Annotated in this window: 20 protein-coding genes; 12 read left to right on the top strand and 8 right to left on the bottom strand. The window is 30.9% G+C overall.

The window, feature by feature from the left end; translation table 11 throughout:
* Positions 1 to 103: 103 nt before the first annotated feature.
* On the top strand, positions 104 to 1,246 hold the full coding sequence (locus ACXGQT_RS11255) for a methionine aminotransferase (RefSeq protein WP_457828694.1): 1,143 nt from the start codon (positions 104 to 106) through the stop codon (positions 1,244 to 1,246).
* Positions 1,231 to 2,004 carry an amidohydrolase gene (locus ACXGQT_RS11250; protein WP_457828693.1) on the top strand — a complete coding sequence of 258 codons (774 nt, stop codon included), beginning with the start codon at positions 1,231 to 1,233 and terminating at the stop codon, positions 2,002 to 2,004. Before ACXGQT_RS11255 ends, ACXGQT_RS11250 begins: the two co-directional genes overlap by 16 nt.
* Here the strand turns inward: ACXGQT_RS11250 and ACXGQT_RS11245 are convergent.
* Genes ACXGQT_RS11245 through ACXGQT_RS11235 form a run of 3 tightly spaced genes read right to left on the bottom strand, consistent with a single transcriptional unit; the run spans position 2,001 to position 3,904 of the window.
* Entirely contained in the window at positions 2,001 to 2,762 is a 762-nt protein-coding gene (locus ACXGQT_RS11245) for a lysophospholipid acyltransferase family protein (protein ID WP_457828692.1), read from the bottom strand. The genes ACXGQT_RS11250 and ACXGQT_RS11245 overlap by 4 nt on opposite strands.
* Before the next feature lie 18 nt (positions 2,763 to 2,780).
* Positions 2,781 to 3,206 carry a hypothetical protein gene (locus tag ACXGQT_RS11240; protein WP_457828691.1) on the bottom strand — a complete coding sequence of 142 codons (426 nt, stop codon included), beginning with the start codon at positions 3,204 to 3,206 and terminating at the stop codon, positions 2,781 to 2,783.
* On the bottom strand, positions 3,203 to 3,904 hold the full coding sequence (locus ACXGQT_RS11235) for a DUF6973 domain-containing protein (RefSeq protein WP_457828690.1): 702 nt from the start codon (positions 3,902 to 3,904) through the stop codon (positions 3,203 to 3,205). The genes ACXGQT_RS11240 and ACXGQT_RS11235 overlap by 4 nt, the downstream gene beginning before the upstream one ends.
* A gap of 88 nt (positions 3,905 to 3,992) precedes the next feature.
* On the opposite strand from ACXGQT_RS11235, the gene ACXGQT_RS11230 reads away from it, so the two are divergent.
* From ACXGQT_RS11230 to ACXGQT_RS11220, 3 genes are all read left to right on the top strand, one after another.
* The gene (locus tag ACXGQT_RS11230) at positions 3,993 to 5,438 is read left to right on the top strand and encodes a lipopolysaccharide biosynthesis protein (protein ID WP_457828689.1); all 1,446 of its coding nucleotides are present in this window, start codon (positions 3,993 to 3,995) and stop codon (positions 5,436 to 5,438) included.
* Positions 5,439 to 5,468: 30 nt separating this feature from the next.
* Complete coding sequence (gene dut / locus ACXGQT_RS11225) at positions 5,469 to 5,903, top strand: dUTP diphosphatase (RefSeq protein ID WP_457828688.1); 435 nt, start codon at positions 5,469 to 5,471, stop codon at positions 5,901 to 5,903.
* 89 nt (positions 5,904 to 5,992) lie between these two features.
* Positions 5,993 to 6,856, top strand: coding sequence for a DMT family transporter (locus ACXGQT_RS11220; protein WP_457828687.1), 864 nt, complete (start codon positions 5,993 to 5,995; stop codon positions 6,854 to 6,856).
* Here ACXGQT_RS11220 and dprA read toward each other — a convergent pair.
* On the bottom strand, positions 6,853 to 7,956 hold the full coding sequence (gene dprA, locus ACXGQT_RS11215) for a DNA-processing protein DprA (protein WP_457828686.1): 1,104 nt from the start codon (positions 7,954 to 7,956) through the stop codon (positions 6,853 to 6,855). The two genes, ACXGQT_RS11220 and dprA, sit on opposite strands and share 4 nt — an antisense overlap.
* A gap of 91 nt (positions 7,957 to 8,047) precedes the next feature.
* Between dprA and ACXGQT_RS11210 the strand changes: the two genes are divergently transcribed.
* Together ACXGQT_RS11210 and ACXGQT_RS11205 are read left to right on the top strand one after the other, a co-directional pair.
* Positions 8,048 to 8,932: an HU domain-containing protein gene (locus tag ACXGQT_RS11210; RefSeq protein WP_457828685.1), complete on the top strand. Its 885-nt coding sequence runs from the start codon at positions 8,048 to 8,050 to the stop codon at positions 8,930 to 8,932.
* 42 nt (positions 8,933 to 8,974) lie between these two features.
* Positions 8,975 to 9,484: an acyl-CoA thioesterase gene (locus ACXGQT_RS11205; protein ID WP_457828684.1), complete on the top strand. Its 510-nt coding sequence runs from the start codon at positions 8,975 to 8,977 to the stop codon at positions 9,482 to 9,484.
* A 9-nt stretch (positions 9,485 to 9,493) separates the two neighbouring features.
* Here the strand turns inward: ACXGQT_RS11205 and ACXGQT_RS11200 are convergent, their stop codons facing one another.
* From ACXGQT_RS11200 to ACXGQT_RS11185, 4 genes are all read right to left on the bottom strand, one after another.
* A complete protein-coding gene (locus ACXGQT_RS11200; protein WP_457828683.1) occupies positions 9,494 to 9,829 on the bottom strand; it encodes a cupin domain-containing protein in 336 nt (111 codons plus the stop codon).
* 71 nt (positions 9,830 to 9,900) lie between these two features.
* A complete protein-coding gene (locus tag ACXGQT_RS11195) occupies positions 9,901 to 11,133 on the bottom strand; it encodes a murein hydrolase activator EnvC family protein (protein ID WP_457828682.1) in 1,233 nt (410 codons plus the stop codon).
* Positions 11,126 to 12,007: a DUF4292 domain-containing protein gene (locus ACXGQT_RS11190; RefSeq protein ID WP_457828681.1), complete on the bottom strand. Its 882-nt coding sequence runs from the start codon at positions 12,005 to 12,007 to the stop codon at positions 11,126 to 11,128. The genes ACXGQT_RS11195 and ACXGQT_RS11190 overlap by 8 nt, the downstream gene beginning before the upstream one ends.
* A complete protein-coding gene (locus ACXGQT_RS11185; protein WP_457828680.1) occupies positions 11,985 to 13,667 on the bottom strand; it encodes an ABC transporter ATP-binding protein in 1,683 nt (560 codons plus the stop codon). Before ACXGQT_RS11185 ends, ACXGQT_RS11190 begins: the two co-directional genes overlap by 23 nt.
* A 163-nt stretch (positions 13,668 to 13,830) precedes the next feature.
* On the opposite strand from ACXGQT_RS11185, the gene ACXGQT_RS11180 reads away from it, so the two are divergent.
* From ACXGQT_RS11180 to ACXGQT_RS11160, 5 genes are all read left to right on the top strand, one after another.
* A complete protein-coding gene (locus ACXGQT_RS11180) occupies positions 13,831 to 16,233 on the top strand; it encodes a TonB-dependent receptor domain-containing protein (RefSeq protein ID WP_457828679.1) in 2,403 nt (800 codons plus the stop codon).
* A 24-nt stretch (positions 16,234 to 16,257) separates the two neighbouring features.
* Positions 16,258 to 17,478 (top strand): DUF4374 domain-containing protein, encoded by a 1,221-nt coding sequence (locus ACXGQT_RS11175; protein ID WP_457828678.1) that lies wholly within the window; start codon positions 16,258 to 16,260, stop codon positions 17,476 to 17,478.
* A 58-nt stretch (positions 17,479 to 17,536) separates the two neighbouring features.
* The gene (locus tag ACXGQT_RS11170; RefSeq protein ID WP_457828677.1) at positions 17,537 to 18,706 is read left to right on the top strand and encodes a PepSY-associated TM helix domain-containing protein; all 1,170 of its coding nucleotides are present in this window, start codon (positions 17,537 to 17,539) and stop codon (positions 18,704 to 18,706) included.
* 109 nt (positions 18,707 to 18,815) lie between these two features.
* A complete protein-coding gene (locus tag ACXGQT_RS11165; RefSeq protein ID WP_457828676.1) occupies positions 18,816 to 19,685 on the top strand; it encodes a hypothetical protein in 870 nt (289 codons plus the stop codon).
* A 23-nt stretch (positions 19,686 to 19,708) separates the two neighbouring features.
* Positions 19,709 to 20,248: a YfiT family bacillithiol transferase gene (locus ACXGQT_RS11160; RefSeq protein WP_457828675.1), complete on the top strand. Its 540-nt coding sequence runs from the start codon at positions 19,709 to 19,711 to the stop codon at positions 20,246 to 20,248.
* Positions 20,249 to 20,367: the final 119 nt, after the last annotated feature.

Genomic DNA, 20,367 nt, shown 5'->3' with positions numbered 1-20,367 from the left:
ACTACCTCCAAAAGTAAGATTTATCTACGTAATTAAAAGGTTAATCGGATATAAATCACAAATCAATCCTTATTTTTATAATATCTAAAACTTAAAAACCCATATGCTAATCTCTAAATTACCTAAGCTTTCAGAAAGTATTTTTTCTACCATGTCTGCATTGGCAAACAAGTATAATGCCATAAACTTGTCTCAGGGATTTCCAAATTTTAATACTTCCGAAAAACTTCAGGATCTGGTTACACTAGCCATGAAAAATGGTTATAACCAATATGCTCCTATGCGTGGAGATATGGAACTAAGGGAGACCATTGCTCAAAAAATTCAGAAAAGTCATCTAACTAATTATTCCCCTGAAACAGAAATATGTATTACTGCCGGAGCTACAGAGGCTTTATTTAATGCCATTACGGCTTTTGTTCACAAAAATGATGAAGTTATTATTTTTAAACCCGCTTTTGATAGTTATGAACCTGTGGTAACATTAAATGGTGGTGTTCCTGTATTTATTCAATTAAACTACCCTAACTACAAAGTAAACTGGCAGGAAGTAGCAAGTAAGGTATCTAACAAAACTAGAATGATTATTCTAAACACTCCTTTAAACCCCACAGGAACATTGTTTAGCAATGATGATATGCTTGCTTTACAAAACCTTGTTAAAGACACTAATATTATTGTAATTAGCGATGAAGTATATGAACACATGACCTATGACAATTTACCTCATCAAAGCGCTAGTAAATACACCACCTTAAAAGAACAAAGTTTTGTCATTGCCTCTTTTGGAAAAACCTTTCACAATACTGGCTGGAAAATGGGCTATGCAGTTGCCCCCAAATATTTAATGGATGAATTTGTAAAAGTACACGAGTTTAATGTATTTAGCATTAACACCCCATATCAAAAAGCGTTTGCTACCTTTATTAAAGACGAAACCAATTACAATTATTTAAATCAATTTTATCAGAAAAAAAGAGATTTATTTTTAGATGGCATAAAAAATAGTAATTTTAGCTTTGTACCAAGTAAAGGAACTTATTTTCAACTACTAAAATACAGTGCTATTACTAATAAAAATGATGTTGAATTTGCCAAAAGATTAGTAAAAGAATTTAAAATAGCTACCATTCCTATTTCGGTATTTAACACAAATAAATTAGATGAAAAGGTATTGCGTTTTTGTTTTGCCAAAACAGACGAAACCCTAAAAAAAGCAACAGAAATATTATGTCAGATTCATTAAACATCACTCTAGTTCAATCAGATATTATTTGGATGAACAACCTTAATAACTTAGAAAACTTAGACAAACAATTGGCTAATATTAAAACCGATTTAATTGTATTACCCGAAATGTTTTCTACAGGTTTTTGTATGGAACCTTCTAAAGTAGCCGAAACTACCGATGGACTTTCTGTTTTATGGATGATGAAAACAGCCAAAAAATTAAACTGTGCTGTATGTGGATCTTTAAGCATTCAAGAAAAAAACAAATATTACAATAGATTTTTCTTTGTAACACCTAATGGTATTGAAGCTGCATACAATAAAAAACACCTATTTAGCTTCGGAAAAGAAAACGAAGTCTATACACCTGGAGAAAAATCAATAACCATAAATTACAAAGGCTGGAAAATAAAACCTTTTGTTTGTTACGATTTACGTTTCCCTGTTTGGTCTAGAAACACTAATAATTACGACTTAGCACTTTATGTAGCCAACTGGCCTGCAAAAAGATCTTTTGCATGGAATAGTTTGCTAACTGCTAGAGCTATAGAAAACATGAGCTATGTAGTGGCCGTAAACAGAATAGGAATAGATGGAAACGAATTAAAATACCAAGGAGACTCTAAAGTAATAGATCCTTTAGGAGAAACTTTAATCGATTTAAAAGAATCTAAAACAGTTAGGCAAATCAACCTAAAAATAAACCATTTAGAAAAAGTAAGAGATAAGTTTAAATTCCTAAAAGATGCCGATGAATTTAAACTTAAGGACTAAACAACAATTTTACTTTTCACTTTTTGCTCTACCTCAGCAAACAATTCTTCAAACGACTTGTCTGCTATTTTTATAGGTTCGTGAGTTTCTATAGTCATATTTACTCCAATATTCATTGGGAATTGACCATACTCCCATAATTTCCATGAATTATTAATACTTACTGGAATCACAATAGCATTGGGGGCAAACTTGGCAAGAATTTTTAATCCGTTTTCAGAAAAACGTTTCGGCTGTCCATCTCTACTTCTAGTCCCTTCAGGAAAAATAATTCCAGCACGATTATTTGCTTTAATATACTTAGCAAACTTTCCTATTTCAGACAGAGCTTGTCTTGCATCTTTTCTATCAATCAACGCAGAACCTCCATGTTTAAGATTAAAAGAAACACTTGGCAATCCTTTCCCTAATTCTTTTTTAGCGATAAATTTTGGATGTAAATCACTAAAAAACCATCCTAAAGGTGGAATTTCATGAGTACTTTGATGGTTAGACACAATAATATGTGGTAAAGAAACATCAAACTTATGGTGATTGATAAACTGAATCCTTGTTCCTAAAATGTATAATGATGCTGTTAACAAAGCATTTAAAACATCTACTACCTTTTTATGCGCTGTATACCCTCCAACTTTTAAAGCAATCCACTGTATCGGATGAAAAATGCATAATAACAATCCGTAAACAAAATAAAATATTACCGATAAGGGATAAGCCAATAGACTTTTACCTAAAGGCATTTTTTTATGTTTAGACATATTTTAAATTTTAATGGATTAAATCCACTGAGACCAAGGAATTCTTGATAAAATTAACAACAATGCTATTCCGTAAAAAATGGCAAATGACTTAAACTTAGCTTTGTCTTCGGTTAATTTTTTATGACGAGACCAACCTACAGTAATCAATGCAATGGCAATAATCATGGTTAAAGGATGCTCAACACTCATCAATCTTAATTCAGCATTTTTCATGGCTTTTCCCATGCCAACAACTTTCATGGTCTTGTACCAAGGAGAAACATAATAAGCTATTAATCCTATTAAAAATTGTGTGTGTGTTAAAATTAAGGCTATCAATCCTAATTTACGATCTCCTGCTTTAAATTTTTCTTCTCTTTTTAAACTCATTACGGCATTAAACACAACCATAACAATGGCAATTAATACAAATGCTGCTAAAATTGAATGTACTGTTTTCATCTATTTGTTTTTTGGTCTGACAAATTTAAGTATTTAGATTTATTATCTGCCATTAAATATTCAGCTCTTGAGGGCACCAAACATTTTCTATTTTCCCACAAACCATAATGTTCTTTTTTGGGAATAATTTGACCTGTACTATCAATATATTGTTGATTTTTTGTTTGATAAATCATTCTCATTCTTCCATCAATAACGGCTTGTCTTACCGCTTCTATTCTTTGTTTTTTAGACAAATGTTCTTTTTTATGCTCTTTATACAATTCTAATCCAACAGCATTGTTAAACAAATCCATTTCAGAACTCACTTTATCTGGCAACACCCCATCTTCTAACTTATGTTCTAAGAAAAACTCGTAATTTCCTTTTTCATGTTCTTTTCCTAAACTTCTAGCCGAACGCCAACCAATTTTTTCGGCCAAACTCCACATCCAAAAAGCATGTTTAAAAGCATCTAACTGATTTCCTACATGATGATTCCCCATCACTCCTATATTTAAAATAGAATCTATAGTATGTTCTACATCTTTAGAAACTCTATAAGCTCTTTTTGCTTTAAATGGATGAAAAAACACCCAACATTTTTCATGAGAACTTAATTTTTTATAACCTTTATAAGATTGTGAATATGTTTTATTTAAAATTCCTATTCCAAAAAACAGAAAAAACAGGTATTTAAGAGTGGTTGGGCTCTTCATATTTTTTTAATTGATATTAATTACTTTATTTCATGTCTAATTTTACTTCTCCAAAAATAGAATATATTTGCGCTATATCTTATTTAATTTGAGCACACTTAAATCTTTTTTAAAAAACACTTTTGTTTATGGTATTGCTGCTGTTTTACCAAAAGCTGTTAATGTTTTTTTAGTGGGTTTACACACCAAAACCCTAGAAAGCACAAGTCAATTTAATGTAAATACTGAGTTTTTTGTGTGGGCTGCCTATTTTAATGTATTGCTTACTTTTGGAATGGAAACCACTTTTTTTAAATTTTTTAATTCCGAAAAAAATAAAGAAAAGGTACTAAGCACCTCTTTTTGTACAGTAGCACTAGTCTCCTTTTTAATATTAATCCCTTTATTTTTACTCTCTAATATAATAGCCCCTTTTTTAGGATTTGAAGAAGTTCTTCACTTTAAAACTCTAGTAGGTATATTGTTATTTGACACCCTAACTGTAATTCCTTTTGCTTATTTAAGAGTTAAAAACAAAGCTATAAATTATGCAATGTTTAGGGTTTTAAACATTTCTATTTACGCTATTCTTAATGTTTTGTTTTTATTGATTTTATCAGAACAAGAAATCACCACCATTTTTGGTTGGTACACCACAAGTTCAAAAGTAGGTTATATATTTTTAGCCAACTTATTTGCTAGTGGACTCACTTTTTTGATGGTATTACCCATGTTCTTAAAGTTTAAATTAAAATTAGACATTACCTTATTAAAACAAATGCTTACCTACGGATGGCCTATATTAATTGCCGGTTTGGCCTATGTAACCAATGAAAATTTAGACAAACTTATTTTACCAATATTTTTAAACGATAGTATTGCTGGGGCTTATGCAGGAACCTATAAACTAGGTGTATTTATGTCTTTATTTATTATGGCATTTAAACTTGGAGCAGAACCATTTTTCTTTAATGTATCGCACAAAGAAAATGCTAGAGAAACTTATGCCATTATCCTAAAATGGTTTACCGTGTTGGGAGCTTTTATCGTTTTAACCATTGTAGCTTATATTGATTTCTTTGCTCAACTTTTATTAAAAAAACCTGAGTATTTTGAGACTTTGGCCATTGTTCCTATTATTTTATTAGCCAATTTATTATTGGGTATATACAACAATTTATCGGTTTGGTACAAAAACACTAATCAAACCAAATACGGAATGTATTTTTCTATTTTAGGAGGAGCATTAACCATTGTAGGATTGCTAATTTTTGTGCCAATTTTTGGATATATGGGAGCTGCATGGGTTACGTTTTTTGTGTACGGAATTATGATGACAACCTCTTATTTATACGGTCAAAAACACTACAAAACTCCTTATGAAGTTTCTAAAATATTAAGTTTATTTTTATTAATAACTTCACTTTGTTTTGTTTCCTTTTATCTTTTTAGAGGACAAATTATTACCAACAGCCTATTGCTTTTATCAACTTTATTGTTAGTTATTTTTGTGGAGAGAGATTTTATTACGCAAAGGTTTTTAAAGTCTAAATAAGACCTTACTTTTGCCTTAAATTCTATTTTTATGAAAGTACAAATCATTAACAAATCTAAACACAATTTACCTCAGTATGAAACTAGTGGAGCTGCTGGTTTAGATGTAAAAGCCAACATATCAGAAAGTATTTTCTTACCCCCCTTAGAACGTACTATTGTAAAAACAGGATTATTTATTGCTTTGCCACAAGGGTACGAAGCACAAGTAAGACCCAGAAGTGGTTTGGCTGCAAAAAAAGGAATAACAGTCTTAAATTCTCCTGGAACTGTAGATGCTGATTATCGTGGAGAAATAGGGGTAATTTTAGTCAACTTATCTAATGAAACCTTTGAGATAACCGATGGTGAACGAATAGCACAATTGGTCATTGCAAAACATGAACAAGCTGAGTGGATAGAGGTTGAAGAATTAGATAGTACACAAAGGGGAACAGGTGGATTTGGTAGCACTGGAACTAAATAATTCCTATCTCCATTATTGAGTTTTACTACTCATAAAAAACCTTTTCTACCAAAATCTTTTTCAAAAAGAAGAACCTACCTTAAACAAATATGAAAAATCAGCTTAGAAACATACTTGAACTAAATTTAGCTTTGCTTATTATAGCCACAGCTGCTCCTTTTGGAAATTACATTTCTTTACCACCAGCAATCACTATTTGGTCCAGATGTTTTTTTGCATGTATAGCCATTTTTATATACATGAAATTTAAAAAAATTACTTTTAAGTTTGATGCTTCTAAAGACGGAAAACTCTTTTTAATTTCTGCTATTTTACAAGGTGGACATTGGATTACTTATTTTTATGCTTTACAACTGGCGGGAGCTGGATTAGGAATTATTTCTCTATTTACTTATCCTATTTTCACTACTTTATTAGAACCTATAATAAGAAAAACCTCTTTTAACCCCAAACACTTATTTTTAGGTTTGTTGGTTTTATTAGGGTTATATATTTTAACACCTGAGTTTAGCATGGGAAACCAAACTAGCTTAGGAATTGGTTTTGGAGTAATTTCGGCAATTTTCTATGCCATCAGAAACATTTTAATGAAAGACTTAGTAGCCAAACACAACGCAACTAAATTAATGTTTTATCAAACTGGATTGATTGCTATTTTATTAGCTCCTATTTTTGTGTTTATACCCTTAGATATTGAAGCATACTCAAGTCAATTATCACATTTATTAATTTTAGGAATTTTTACCACAGCAGTAGGACATACATATTTGGTGAGTTGTTTTAATAACTTTTCAGCAACAAGTGCCTCTTTGTTAAGTTGTATTCAACCTTTATATGGAAGTTTATTGGCTTTTGTTTTTTTACATGAAATTCCAACCATTGCTACAGTTACAGGAGGACTTATGATTATATCTGCCGTTGTTTTAGAGAGTTTTATTGCTAAAAAAAACTAGATTCTCTTTATTAACTTCCCTGGTAATACTTGAATTAAACCTTTCATTTCTAATTGAAAAATATAGTTAGACACTTTGTAAATAGGAATACCACTTGTTCTAGCCAATTCATCAGCATGTATGGCATTTATAGCTAACAAATCATAGAGTTCTTTTTCTCCTTCTTCCAATTCAACAAACAATTGGGGCTGAACTATTTTAGGTTCTTTAATGGTAGCTTTTTTCCACCCTAGTTGCTCTATCAAATCGTCACCTGAAGTAATTAATGCAGCTTTGTGATTTTTAATCAACTCATTACAGCCTTTACTATATACATCGGTAGTTCTTCCAGGCAATGCAAACACATCTTTATTATAAGAATTGGCAATATCTGCCGTTACCAAAGAACCTCCTTTAAAGGCAGATTCTACCACAATAGTAGCCTGACTTATACCCGCTACAATTCTATTTCTTTTTAAAAAATTTTCTCTTAAAGGTTGTTCATCATAAGTAAATTCAGATAAAAAGCCTCCACTTTCTTTTACTTGCTTATAAAACTTTTTATGTTCATTTGGATATACTGTTCCATAACCATGAGCCAAAACCGCAGTAGTAGATAAATTGTTTTTTAAAGCTTCTAAATGTGCACAAATATCTACTCCAAAAGCAAAACCACTTACAATTAAAGGTTTATATTCTTTTAAAGATATTATCAATTCCTCACAAAAACCACGACCATAACTAGACATATTTCTAGTTCCTACAATGCTAATAATTTTTTGATAAGCATTAAAATCACTTTCTCCATCATGAAACAACACCAAAGGAGCATCGGCACAATGCAACAGGTATTTGGGGTAATTTTTTTCTTGATAATACAAACATTTCAACCCTTTTGAAATGGCTCTATTTAATTCCTTTTCTGCATTGATTAAAGATGATTTGGAAAACAGTTGATAAAACAACTTAGCACTTACTTCTTTTTCAATTTTATTCTGTTGATGCGCTTTAAATAATGCAACTGCACTACCATAAATAGCAATGAGTTTTTTAGCCGTAACAGCTCCAACTCCTTTGGTTTGTTGTAAAGCCAAAGCATACATGAGTTCGTTAAAATTCATTTTCAATTTTTACAAAAAGATACAAAAATGTTTCTTTTAAAAAAGGCTCTCTAAGTATTGAAACTGATAGATTTTTTAATATTTTTGTTTTATGCAATTATCAAAATACATTAGCGATTTACTTTACAGATACGAGTGTGTAATAGTTCCTAACTTTGGAGGGTTTGTTAGCAATACCATTCCTAGTAAGAGAAACACAGATAATCATCAATTTACACCTCCTACCAAAACGATTTCCTTTAATATAAACCTTCAAAAAAATGATGGTTTATTGGTTAATCATATTGCAAAATCGCTAAACATTTCTTTTGACAAAGCAGCAACTATAGTACAAACTACTATAGAAAACTGGCAAAAGACCTTAGAAGAAAACCCTCTGCTATTAAATAATATTGGGCAATTTACTTTAGAGAATGAACAATTGGTTTTTGAACCTTTGAATAAAATCAATTATTTAACTAGTTCTTTTGGGTTGAGTGACGTAAATGCTGACTATATTTTAAGAAATAATATTGTTAGTCCTAAAACTGAAGTTAAAAGGTCTTACGGTAAATATTTTGCAGGTGCAGCAATCATTGCTGGATTGTTTTTCGCAGGAAGTGTTTATGTACAGCAACAAATAAATCAACAAGAAATTGCAGACCAGCAAGAAGTCACCAATCAAATTCAACAAGCTTCTTTTAATATTTTAAAACCTTTACCTGCCGTTACGTTAACTGTAGAAAAAGAAGTCGTTGAAGAAGTATCTTATAAATACCACATTATTGCTGGTGCTTTTAAAGAATCTGAAAATGCTCTTAAAAAAGTAAATCTTTTAAAAGCCAAAGGGTACAATGCAAGTATTATGGGATTAAATAAATGGGGCTTAACACAAGTAAGCTACGCATCTTTTAACAACAAAAGAGATGCAATTAACACCATGAATGCTATTCGTAAAAAAGACAATAAACACGCTTGGTTATTTATCAATGAATAAACAATAAATCTTATCTTTAAGCATAAGTTTTATTAAAATTCTATGAAAGCAAAAACATCATCGGCTTCTTTAGCCATTACTACAGATATTATTTTACCTAGTGACACCAATGCGCTTCACGGTTTATTTGGTGGAGAATTATTGGCTCGTGTAGATAGAATTTGTTGTATTGCTGCACAAAGACATGCCAATGCAATTTGTGTAACAGTGTCTGTTAACAATGTTTCTTTTGGAAAGGTAATTCCTTTAGGAAGTATGATGACCATTGAAGCTAAAGTTTCTAGATCTTTTTCATCTTCTATGGAAGTAATTGCCGATGTTTATTTAGAAGATAGAAACTCTGGTGAAATTACCAAGGTAAATGAAGCTATTTATACTTTTGTTGCTGTAGATAATAATGGAAAACCTATACCTGTTCCAGAAATCATTCCTGAAACAGATTTAGAAAAACAACGTTATCAAAATGCTTTACAACGCAGACAACTTAGCTTAGTAGTTGCCGGAAAAATGAAACCAAAAGAGGCTACCGAATTACAAGCTTTGTTTAAATAAGCTTGGTTTTTAAAACAATAAATCTTCTATTCTAGTAATAGTATCTTGTTTAGATATAGAAAGTCTAACAATACTATCTCCCGTACATAAGAGACTATGTGGAATATTGGCATCCAAAGAAATCATATCTCCTTTTTTCATTTTCACTTTTTCGCCATCTACACTAAACTCTATACTTCCATCAAAAATTGAAACAATAATTGGATGCTCTGTTTTATGTTCCTTAACCTCTTGTCCTTTTTTCATGACTATTCTAATTTCCTTAGAAAATTCAGTTTCGAACAAAACAGTTAAAGAGGGTTTTGTTTTATAGTTTACATCTTTTAACAAAGAGATTACTTTCATACTTTTAATTTTAAGTTACTCTAAAATAAAGATATTTTTTTACAATAAAACATGACCTACATCATAATTAATTACATTCTTGCCAACCAATAAATAGGATTTTGTCTTTGGGTATCTTTCCAAATTTGGAATTTAAGTTCGGTATTTCCAGTTACCTTATCTGTAAAAACAACTCCTAAAGGTTGTTTTAAATTTATTTGCTGTCCCTTACTTACATACACCTTATCCAAATTATTATAAAGTGATATATAATTTCCGTGTTGTACATATACCGCATAACGACCACTAACATATTGTATAGCCAATACGGTTCCTTTAAATACAGCTCTTGCAGTGGCATTCTTTTTTGTAGTAATATGTATTCCTTTACTATCTATTTGAATTCCTTTTAAGGTAGGGTGTGGAATGACTCCATACTTTCTTGTTACAATTCCTTCTGTAACAGGCCAAGGTAACTTTCCTCTATTTTCTTCAAAACGATAAGCCAATGCTTTTCCTTCTGGTGTTAGAGCAAAACCTGAAGTTTTTGCATTGACATCAACTTTAGTATCTTTTTTAGACCCAGCTCTAGAGGCCGCAATGGCTTCTTTAATTACACGTTCAATTTCAGCATCTAACCTACGCTCTTCCGCTTGTTTTTTTCTAATATCTGCCAAATACTGCTTCTCTTTAGATTTTATTTTTTTCATCAAACCTGTTTGGGCTGCTTTTTCAGATTTTAATTGATCCGCTTCCTTTCTATTGTTTTTAGCTAAAGCATCTTTTTTATTTTTTTGCTGTTGTAATTTACGAGTCAAGTCTGCTACCTTTTCTGTTTTAGCAACAATGGTATCTCCTTGTTTTCTTCTAAAATCTGCATATTGTTGCATATAGCGAAAACGCTTGTAGCCTTGAAAAAAATCTTCAGATGACAATAAAAACATCAATTTGCTTTGTTCGGATTTGCTTTTGTATGATTTTAAAATCATTTCGGCATAATCTTCTTTTAGCACCTTTAGTTCCTTTTCTAAAGCTTTTTTCTGTTTTTCGTTCTTATTAATTTCTCCTTGTAAAAAATTGGCTTCGGCAGTAATAGCCTTGATTAAATCGGACCTTACTTGAATTTTTTTATTCAAATCATTCAAATAACCTAAAAGGTTTTCTTCCTTTTTTTGGTTTTGAAACAGGAGTTTATTTACCCTCACAATTTCTTGTTGTAACTGGGCACGTTTTTTTTCTAATTCTTTTTGCTTAGCAGTTTGCGAAAAACAAACAGTAAACATTAAAAAAAATGCACAAAGAAATAAGAGATATTTTTTACTCATTGTCTTCTGTAGTTTCTTTAGGTTTTAGAATTACTTGTTTATCGCAATCTTTAGGTACTTTATATGGAAAACTTAAATTTTCGTTAAACTTTACATCATTATACTTTATGGTAATTACCGATTCTTTTCCTTTATTTTTCCCTTTTATATTTAACTCTTTAGGAAACAAAAAACCATCAATCTCTTGATAATTTTTGTAATAAGTTGCAAATAAAGTTTGTCCAAAAACTTGCTCTATTACCTGAGATTTGGTTTTAAATGTAAACGGATACAAGGCTGCCTCAATATAATAATCTTTGTTTCTTCCATCGTAAACAAAATAAGAATTGTCGTTAACATCCATCTTAAAACGATTTTTCTCAATATTTAATATCAAATCACCCACAAATAATTTTTCTAAAATAGCATAAGAAACATCTACTCCTATTAATTGTTTTATAAAATCAAAAGAACCATCAAAATAAGTTTTATCAAATTTATTGTAATAATGAACGCTGTCTTTTTCTATTAACATTTTTACTACTGGAATCCCTAAAAAATCACCGCTTATCCAAATTTTTTCTCCTTTGGCAATTCTAAAATTTAGTCCTAATTTTTGAGAAGAATTCCCAATTTTATAAGACATTTTAGCATCTATTTTTACCGTATTAAAATCCGCCTCTTTAAAAGAATTTTCTTTGTATTCTTTTACCAATTTTGAATATCTAATGTGGGGAATTTCAATTTCTGGGTTTACACTTTTTTTAACACCACATGAAACCATAAAAAACAGCATGATAACTGCCAACAACCTAAATTGCATATGCCTAAATTTTGATGCAATATACAATTTATTACTAGGAATCATAGTATCAAATCCCTTTAGGAATGGCATGAATTAGTGCCTTTGTATAGGCTTTTTGAGGTTGATTATAAATAGCATCGGCATCTCCTATTTCTTCTATTTTTCCTTGATTTAGCACAATTAATTGATCGGACATAAACTTTACAATAGACAAATCGTGAGAAATAAAAAGATAGGTAAACTCAAATTCCTTTTTAAGTTTGTTCAATAAATTCAACACTTGAGCTTGAACCGAAACATCTAAAGCCGATACAGATTCATCGCAAATAATTAGTTTGGGTTGCAAAGCCAAAGCCCTTGCAATTCCAATTCTTTGTCTTTGTCCACCAGAAAACTCGTGCGGATATCTATGGTAATGTTCTTTTTCTAAGCCTACTTTTTCTAATAGTTGATAAATATATTCTTTCCTTTCTAGACTAGATGCTAACACTTTATGCCTCATCATAGGCTCTAAAATGGCTTCACCAACTTTCATGCTTGGGTTTAAAGACGAATAGGGATCTTGAAAAATTAACTGAATTTCTTGTCTGTATTTTTTTCGTTCAGAATGACCAAGGGTTAATAAATTCACCCCATTATACCAAATTTCGCCAGCCGTAGCTTTTTCTAAACCTAAAATGGTTCGTCCGATGGTAGATTTTCCACTTCCAGATTCTCCTACCAATCCAACTGTTTCTCCTTCATAAACTTTAAAAGAAACATCATCAACTCCTTTAACTATATTGGGTTTTGCAAACCAATTGTTTTTAGAAGTATAATAAGTCTTTAAGTTTTTAACCTCCAACAAAGGTTGTTTGTTATATAATTGTTGATGAAATTGATTTCTTTCTTCGGTAGTAAAAACCTCTTCCTTAAAATCATCTTGCAAATAACTGGCTACCGATGGCAATTCTTTTAGCCTAATATTAAGTTTTGGTTTGGCATTGATCAATGCTTTGGTATATATTTCTTTTGGATGTAAAAACACATCATTTACACTACCTTGCTCCACAATTTTACCTTTTTGCATCACAATTACTTGTTGAGCTATTTCGGCAATTAAAGCCAAATCATGAGTAATAAACAAAACACTCATGCCTGTTTCTTGCTGTAATTCTTTTAACAACAAAATAATTTCATCTTGCACCCTAACATCTAAAGCTGTGGTAGGTTCATCGGCAATAAGCAGTTTGGGCTTACAAGCAATAGCCATGGCAATCATTACTCTTTGTTTTTGCCCACCAGACAACTCATGCGGATATTGAGTCATCATTTTTTTAGCTCTAGGAAGTTTTACTTTTTCAAACAATTGTAAAACCTCTGCTTCAATTTCATTTTTTGATAAATCTGTATGTAAATCTAACACCTCTGCCACTTGTTCTCCACAAGTTAAACTTGGGTTTAGTGATGTCATAGGTTCTTGAAAAATCATACTAATTTCTTTCCCAACTATTTTTCTAAGTTCCTTAGAGCTTAAATCTGTCAATGAAATATTATGATACAAAACCTTTCCCGTAACTTTTGAAATGTTTTTGGGCAACAACCCCATCATTGCCATAGAAGTCACCGATTTTCCACTACCAGATTCCCCAACAACCCCAACAATTTGATTAGGCATAATTTCAAAACTCACATCGTGAACTACCTTACTTTCTACCTGTTGGTTTTGAAAAGAAATATTTAAATTTTGTATGCTAAGGATTGGTTTCATATAGGTAAATATAACCAAACCTTTATCAACTTTTATATGCAAGACCTTGTATTAAAGTAATTCATAAAACAATGTTTATGCATATTAAATCTAAATAAGTTTTTACAACTGTTTTTTTGTTATACTTTTGCCAAAGTTTATAGACAGTCTAAATTAAAACATCGTGTTTAAACCCAAATTTATCATTAAAGACATTTTATGTCTGTTTTGTTTTCTTGTCTTTTTTGTCTTTTTTGTACCCCATGCAAATGCACAAACCAACTTAACAATTACAGGAAAAGTACTTGCTGAGTCTGGTGAAACATTAGAAGGAGTTACCATTGTTCTTAAAAATGAATATAGCGGAACCGTAACCAATGAGAACGGAGTCTTTATTCTACAAAACATCAGTACCGGAAAACATATTTTACAAGCTAGTTTTTTAGGTTACACTACACTGGAAAAAAACATTAATGTTACTGCTACAACCAATCAATTTAATATTGAATTAAAAAGCGAACTTTTAGAAATAACGACAGTTGAGTTAACTGGAAAATCTAAAATTCGTAAAATTAATGAGCAATCTTACTCGGTAACTTCAGTCTCTACTAAAGATTTATTAAATAGTTCTTCGGATGCTAAACAAATTTTAGATCGTGTACCGGGAATTAGAATTTTACAAGAAGGTGGTTTAGGATCTAACTTATCTTTTTCTTTAAATGGTTTTAAAGGAAATCAGGTTAAATTTTTTCTAGACGGTGTTCCTATGGATAATTTTGGAGCTTCATTTAATTTAAGTAGCATTCCTGTAAACACCATTGAACGCATAGATGTTTATAAAGGAGTAGTCCCTGTTTGGTTAGGAACCGATGCCTTGGGAGGTGCTATTAATATTATTACCAACCAAGCGCATGATTTTTTAGACACTTCTTATTCTTACGGTTCTTTTAATACCCATAGAGCCTCTGTTAATGGAGCTCATACCAACAAAAAAACTGGTTTTACCTTTAGAGGAAACTTAAATTATAATTATTCTGACAATGATTATAAAGTTTTTGCTGATATAAAAGATGCCAATGGAAATATTTTAGAAACTACAAACGTAAAACGCTTTCATGATAGATACCGATCTCTTACCGCTAAAGTAGCCTCAGGTGTAGTTAATAAAAAATTTGCAGACCAGTTATTGTTAGAGCTTATTGCTTCTGGTGATGACAATCAAATACAAAATGGAGCTACCATGGCTAGGTCTTATGGAGCCATTACACAAGAAAGTAAATCTATTATTTCTGGATTAAAATATAAAAAGAAAGACCTTTTTACAGAAGGTTTTGATGTTAGTCTAAACGCTAGCTATAACCTAAACACCCTTAAAACAATTGATACTTTAACTGGAATTGTTTACAATTGGTATGGAGAACAAATACCAAGTAATTCTCAAACCAACGGAGAAAAAGGAACCCCTATTAGTGATTTAAAATTTGATGATAAAGAATTTACAAATCAACTAAACCTAGGGTATTTGGTTAATAAAAACCATTCATTGTCTTTCAATTATGCTTATCAATATTTTAATAGAGAAGAATTTGATAGTAAAAACCCCGCAAAGCAAGAATACTTTTTTCCAAAATCACTTTATAAAAATGTATTAGGACTTGCTTATAAGTTTGACTATAATTCCAAATGGAATACTACTTTGTTTGGAAAAACTTATTTCTTAAAAGTAAAATCTGCTAAGCAAGAAAGCACCAGCTCTGAAACTTATATAAATAACATTATTAACAAAGAAAATTACGGTTATGGAGTTGCTAGTTCTTATTTTTTACTACCTAACTTACAATTAAAAGCATCTTATGAACACACATATAGAATGCCACATCCTAATGAAATTTTTGGGGATGGTTTGTTAATAAATTCTAATGAAGATTTAGGCCCGGAACAAAGTGATAATTTTAATTTTGACATTGCTTACCATTTTAAATTAGCCATCAATCATTATTTGGATCTTAAAAGCACTTTTGTTTACAGAAATGCAAAAGACTTAATTTATGAAGTAGTTACCATATCTAATCCAAAAACAACTTTTGGAAATCTTGCTGAGGCAAGAACTACAGGTATAGAAGGAAGTTTAAATTACCATTGGAAAGAAATATTTAAACTAGGAGCCAATGTTACCTATCAAAACATCACCGATCAAGCCGACCAAACATATAATGACTATTCAGGTTATCAACCAAACTTTAACAAAGGAGCTCGTTTACCTAATACTCCTTACTTTTTTGGTAATGCAAATGCTGGCTTAAGCTTTAAGGATATTTTCACCAAGCAAACAAATCTTAACATTAACTACTATTTTTCTTTTGTTAAAGAATATTATTTAGGATGGGCTAGATATGGAAATGCAGATGACAAAGCTACAATTCCTCAACAATCATCGCATAGTTTAGAACTTGCTTATAGCTTAAAAAACAACAAATACAACATCGCTTTAGAGTGCCAAAACCTGACCGATGCCTTATTGTATGACAAGTATAGATTACAAAAACCTGGAAGAGCTTTTTATATAAAACTAAGATATTCCTTATAAAATTAATAATATAAATCAACCAATATGAAGTTTCAAAACATAAAACTTAGCTTAACATCACTTATTTTAAGTGTTGCTACCATTTTTTCTTTTTCATCATGTAGTAGTGATGATAATAACGATATTAGTACATCAGACAAACCATTTGTACTTTCTTTAGCAATCCAAGGAAGTGATAACGTTTTTACTTATTACACCGTTCCTTTTGAAGATGTAATGACAGGAACATTAAGTGCTGCTGGGCAAGGAATTGAACAACCAGGCTATTACGATTTTACAAAAATAGACAATACAATATATAGCTTAGGCGGATTAGATGATGTAAACGTTGTAGCCATTACTCAAAACGGAGACAGTAGTTTAAACCAAGTAGGTGATGTTTCTTTTTCTACTGCAATTGCTGATTTTGTAAAAGGAGATGACAATACATTGGTATCTGTAAGCATGAGATCTTCGTCTGATGTAATTACTTTCCGTAAATTCAACTCTAACACTGTTGCTGTAAACGAAACGGTAGACATTCCAGTATCAACTATTACAGATTTAAATGGACCTAATTATTCTGGAATGGCTGTTAGTGGAGATCACTTATTTTTAAGTTATTATATTTCTAATCCCGAATCCTTTAATACTGACAATACAGAACAAGCTGAAATAGCGGTTTTTTCTTACCCTGAATTAGAGTTTCAAAAAGTAATTACCGATACTCGTGTAGGACCTATTGGCGGATTTAATATCAAATCTGGTTTGATAAAAGATGAAAGTGGAAATATTTATGCATTATCACATTCTAATCCTGCTAACGGATATAGCCAAAGCACTAAACCTGGAGGAGTTTTAAAAATAAACGCTGGAGAAACTGACTTTGATAGCCAATACTTTTTAGACATTCCTGCTTTAACAGATGGTAAACAAGCATCACACCTAAAATACTTAGGAAACGGTAAAGTATTTGCTGAAATTAATATGGACGACAGAACTGAACAAGTAAGATGGTCTGATGGACCTTTACAATCTGCAATTATTGACTTAACAGCCAAATCAATTAATTACATTAGCAACGTTCCTGAACACAAAGGAGATGGTAGAAGATTATCTGCTTTACAAGACGGTCAATATGTATACTTATGTGTTCCTATTGTAGATGATGGAATTTATGTTTACAAAATGGACACAAATAATTATACTGCACAAAAAGGAGCTAAAATACAAGCTAATTTTGTTGCTGGTTTCTTTAAATTTTAATTTGTAACAAAATTATAAAGTCAGCCTATTATAATATAGGCTGACTTTTCTATTTTATATGAAAAACAAAACGTTTAAAAAAAGGAAAGGTAAAAGTCAATTCAGAAAAATAAATGATTGGCTACACTTGTGGTTAGGATTGATTTCTGGAGTTGTTGTATTTATAGTAAGCATTACAGGTTGTTTTTATGCTTTTCAACAAGAAATTAAAGATACACTAGAACCTTGGCGTTTTGTAGAAAAACAAAACACTGATTTTGTACCTCCAAGTCAGTTAATTGACACCGCTAAAGTATATGTGCCCAACCAACAACCCTCAGGTTTAACATATAGCAATAGAGAGGGAGCTGCAGCCGTTGGTTTTAACTCCTCTAAAAACGGAGTACGTAGTTTTACAGCTGTTTTTATAAACCCATATACAGGTACATTTATAAAAAAAGAACAACAATTAGGGTCTGGAGAATTTAACTTTTTCCGATTTATTATTAATGGTCATCGTGCATTGTGGTTACCCTATACTATTGGTAGACCTATTGTAGGAATCTGTACCTTAATTTTTGTTTTTTTAATGATTAGCGGTTTAATCATGTGGTGGCCAAAAAACTTAAAAAAAACCAATGTTAACAAAAGTTTTAAAATTAAATGGAAAGCTAGTTTTAAACGTGTAAACTACGACCTACACAATGTTTTAGGATTTTATAGTTTACTTTTAGGATTAATGATTGCCATAACAGGATTGGTTTGGAGTTTTGAATGGTTTGCAGATTCTTTATACTATGTAACTTCTGTAGGAGATGAACGCCCTGAACATGAACATCCACATTCGGACATCAACTATATTAATTTAATTTCTAATGATAGTATTTCCCCTCTAGACAAAGCTTGGTACACAACACGAGAACAAGAAATGGAAGCTCAAGGTTTTTATATGACTCCTGTTTTAAAAGATGATGACGATGTTATTGAGATCATTGCTTATCAAGACCATGGTTCTTATTATAACCGTAATGAATATTATTACGATCAATATACTTTAAAACCACTTCGTGCCAAAGGAGATCGTTTTATAGAAGCTAATTTTGCAGATAAATTAAGTATGTTAAATTATGACATTCACATTGGTGCCGCTTTAGGTTTATCGGGTAAAATATTAGCTTTTTTCATTAGTTTCATCTGTGCTAGTTTGCCTATTACAGGATTTATTATTTGGCTAAAGAAAAAGAAATAACATCTAAAAATTACCTACATACACTTAAACATTGTTCATAGAATATAGACTAAAGTAATTTCATTTATTTAAATTATATATATTTGATTTATTCACTATCAAACTATATATGCATAATCGTAAAAGATATTTTTTCATTTTTGGAGGGCTTACTTTGTTTTATTTTTTCTGTTTAAATGTTACTACTCGTCAAAAAGAAACATTTAAAATACCTAAAATAGAAGAAAAAGTAAAAAAAATACCTGCTGCCACTCCTTTAAAAAAATCATCTTCTGGCTATAGATACAGAAAATATAATCATGTAGCCAAACTTTATCAACGTTTGGCTTTACCAGTTACAGAACTTTGCATTAAGCACAAAGTACCTCCAGGAGCTGTGCTGAGTATTATTTCTTTAGAATCTGGTTGGGGACAAGGATATATTGGTAGAATTACAGGAAATTTTTTAAGCTTAAATGCATTTGGTAACGATGCTGAATTACCTGCTCTTAAAATGCCCAAAGATATTACCACCCAAACCACTATTTTAGATAAAAGAAAACTTGCTAAAATTCCAAAAGCCAATATTATTTGGGAAAACAGACCTCCCTCTTTAAAAAAAGATTATCGCCCAGATAGCATTGCTGGAACTACTAGACATTTAGAATTCTTAATCAATCATCCTGATGAAATGACCAAAGCCAATCTTAAAAATGTAGAAGATTTTGTGAGTAGATTTATTTCTCACACCAGCAGCATTAAAGCCTACAACGAAGCTAGAACTTTATTAGACGAACAAGTGGCTACTCACGGAATTGAAATTTTATTTGATGCCAAGCTAAATGAAAAATTTATTTATACCATTGGTGGTAAACCCAACTCTTTTAACTTTAGAGAAACTTGGCCTAAAAAAGTCATGAATATTTTTAAAAACACAGGGGTAAACAAACTAACTAAAGAATTATATCTCAACAAAAAAACTTTTGAACAGGTTTGGTAAGAACGCCACATAAATTTACAGTAATGGATTTACAAAAACTAAAATTCCCAATTGGAGTATATCAACCTAATAAAAACCCTAGTGTTGATTTATTAGAAAAATGGATTACTGAAATTGAAAAATTCCCTTTAGAACTAAAGAACATCACTAAAAATATTCAAACTGAAAAATTAAATTGGAAATACAGACCCAATGGTTGGAGTGTTAAACAAGTTATTCATCATTGTGCTGATAGTCATATGAACTGTCTTATTCGTTTTAAACTAGCATTAACCGAGAAAACACCAACCATTCGTCCTTATTATGAAGACCGATGGGCTGAACTTACAGACTCTCTAGATGATCATATAGATGATTCCATGAAAATACTGACTGGTTTACATAAAAAGTGGGGCATTCTTTTAAGAAGTTTAACCAAAGAACAATTAGAACTAGAATTTATACATCCTGAACACGGACAAAAGTTCAACTTGGCCGAAACTATTGGAAATTACTCTTGGCATTGCAATCATCATTTAGCTCATATTAAAAACGGAATTAAATCTAACGGACAGTATAATTAAAGTTTAAAAATTAGTTCTTTTTACACTTTAACTTAAACACTAAAACAAAGAGTAATATTCAGACACTAAGAACCTAGACTAGAAAACAAACAACCAAGAACAGATTAAACTCTCGATTT

It is taken from the genome of Wenyingzhuangia sp. IMCC45467 (assembly GCF_054111205.1).
The sequence above is the reverse complement of the archived record's forward strand: the minus strand, read 5'-3'. Positions and strand labels throughout refer to the sequence as shown.

Coding starts and splice junctions, on each gene's coding strand:
- ACXGQT_RS11255 (WP_457828694.1), top strand. CDS start 104: ATGCTAATCTCTAAATTACCTAAGCTTTCAGAAAGTATTTTTTCTACC.
- ACXGQT_RS11250 (WP_457828693.1), top strand. CDS start 1,231: ATGTCAGATTCATTAAACATCACTCTAGTTCAATCAGATATTATTTGG.
- ACXGQT_RS11245 (WP_457828692.1), bottom strand. CDS start 2,762: ATGTCTAAACATAAAAAAATGCCTTTAGGTAAAAGTCTATTGGCTTAT.
- ACXGQT_RS11240 (WP_457828691.1), bottom strand. CDS start 3,206: ATGAAAACAGTACATTCAATTTTAGCAGCATTTGTATTAATTGCCATT.
- ACXGQT_RS11235 (WP_457828690.1), bottom strand. CDS start 3,904: ATGAAGAGCCCAACCACTCTTAAATACCTGTTTTTTCTGTTTTTTGGA.
- dut (WP_457828688.1), top strand. CDS start 5,469: ATGAAAGTACAAATCATTAACAAATCTAAACACAATTTACCTCAGTAT.
- ACXGQT_RS11220 (WP_457828687.1), top strand. CDS start 5,993: ATGAAAAATCAGCTTAGAAACATACTTGAACTAAATTTAGCTTTGCTT.
- dprA (WP_457828686.1), bottom strand. CDS start 7,956: ATGAATTTTAACGAACTCATGTATGCTTTGGCTTTACAACAAACCAAA.
- ACXGQT_RS11210 (WP_457828685.1), top strand. CDS start 8,048: ATGCAATTATCAAAATACATTAGCGATTTACTTTACAGATACGAGTGT.
- ACXGQT_RS11205 (WP_457828684.1), top strand. CDS start 8,975: ATGAAAGCAAAAACATCATCGGCTTCTTTAGCCATTACTACAGATATT.
- ACXGQT_RS11200 (WP_457828683.1), bottom strand. CDS start 9,829: ATGAAAGTAATCTCTTTGTTAAAAGATGTAAACTATAAAACAAAACCC.
- ACXGQT_RS11195 (WP_457828682.1), bottom strand. CDS start 11,133: ATGAGTAAAAAATATCTCTTATTTCTTTGTGCATTTTTTTTAATGTTT.
- ACXGQT_RS11190 (WP_457828681.1), bottom strand. CDS start 12,007: ATGCCATTCCTAAAGGGATTTGATACTATGATTCCTAGTAATAAATTG.
- ACXGQT_RS11185 (WP_457828680.1), bottom strand. CDS start 13,667: ATGAAACCAATCCTTAGCATACAAAATTTAAATATTTCTTTTCAAAAC.
- ACXGQT_RS11175 (WP_457828678.1), top strand. CDS start 16,258: ATGAAGTTTCAAAACATAAAACTTAGCTTAACATCACTTATTTTAAGT.
- ACXGQT_RS11170 (WP_457828677.1), top strand. CDS start 17,537: ATGAAAAACAAAACGTTTAAAAAAAGGAAAGGTAAAAGTCAATTCAGA.
- ACXGQT_RS11165 (WP_457828676.1), top strand. CDS start 18,816: ATGCATAATCGTAAAAGATATTTTTTCATTTTTGGAGGGCTTACTTTG.
- ACXGQT_RS11160 (WP_457828675.1), top strand. CDS start 19,709: ATGGATTTACAAAAACTAAAATTCCCAATTGGAGTATATCAACCTAAT.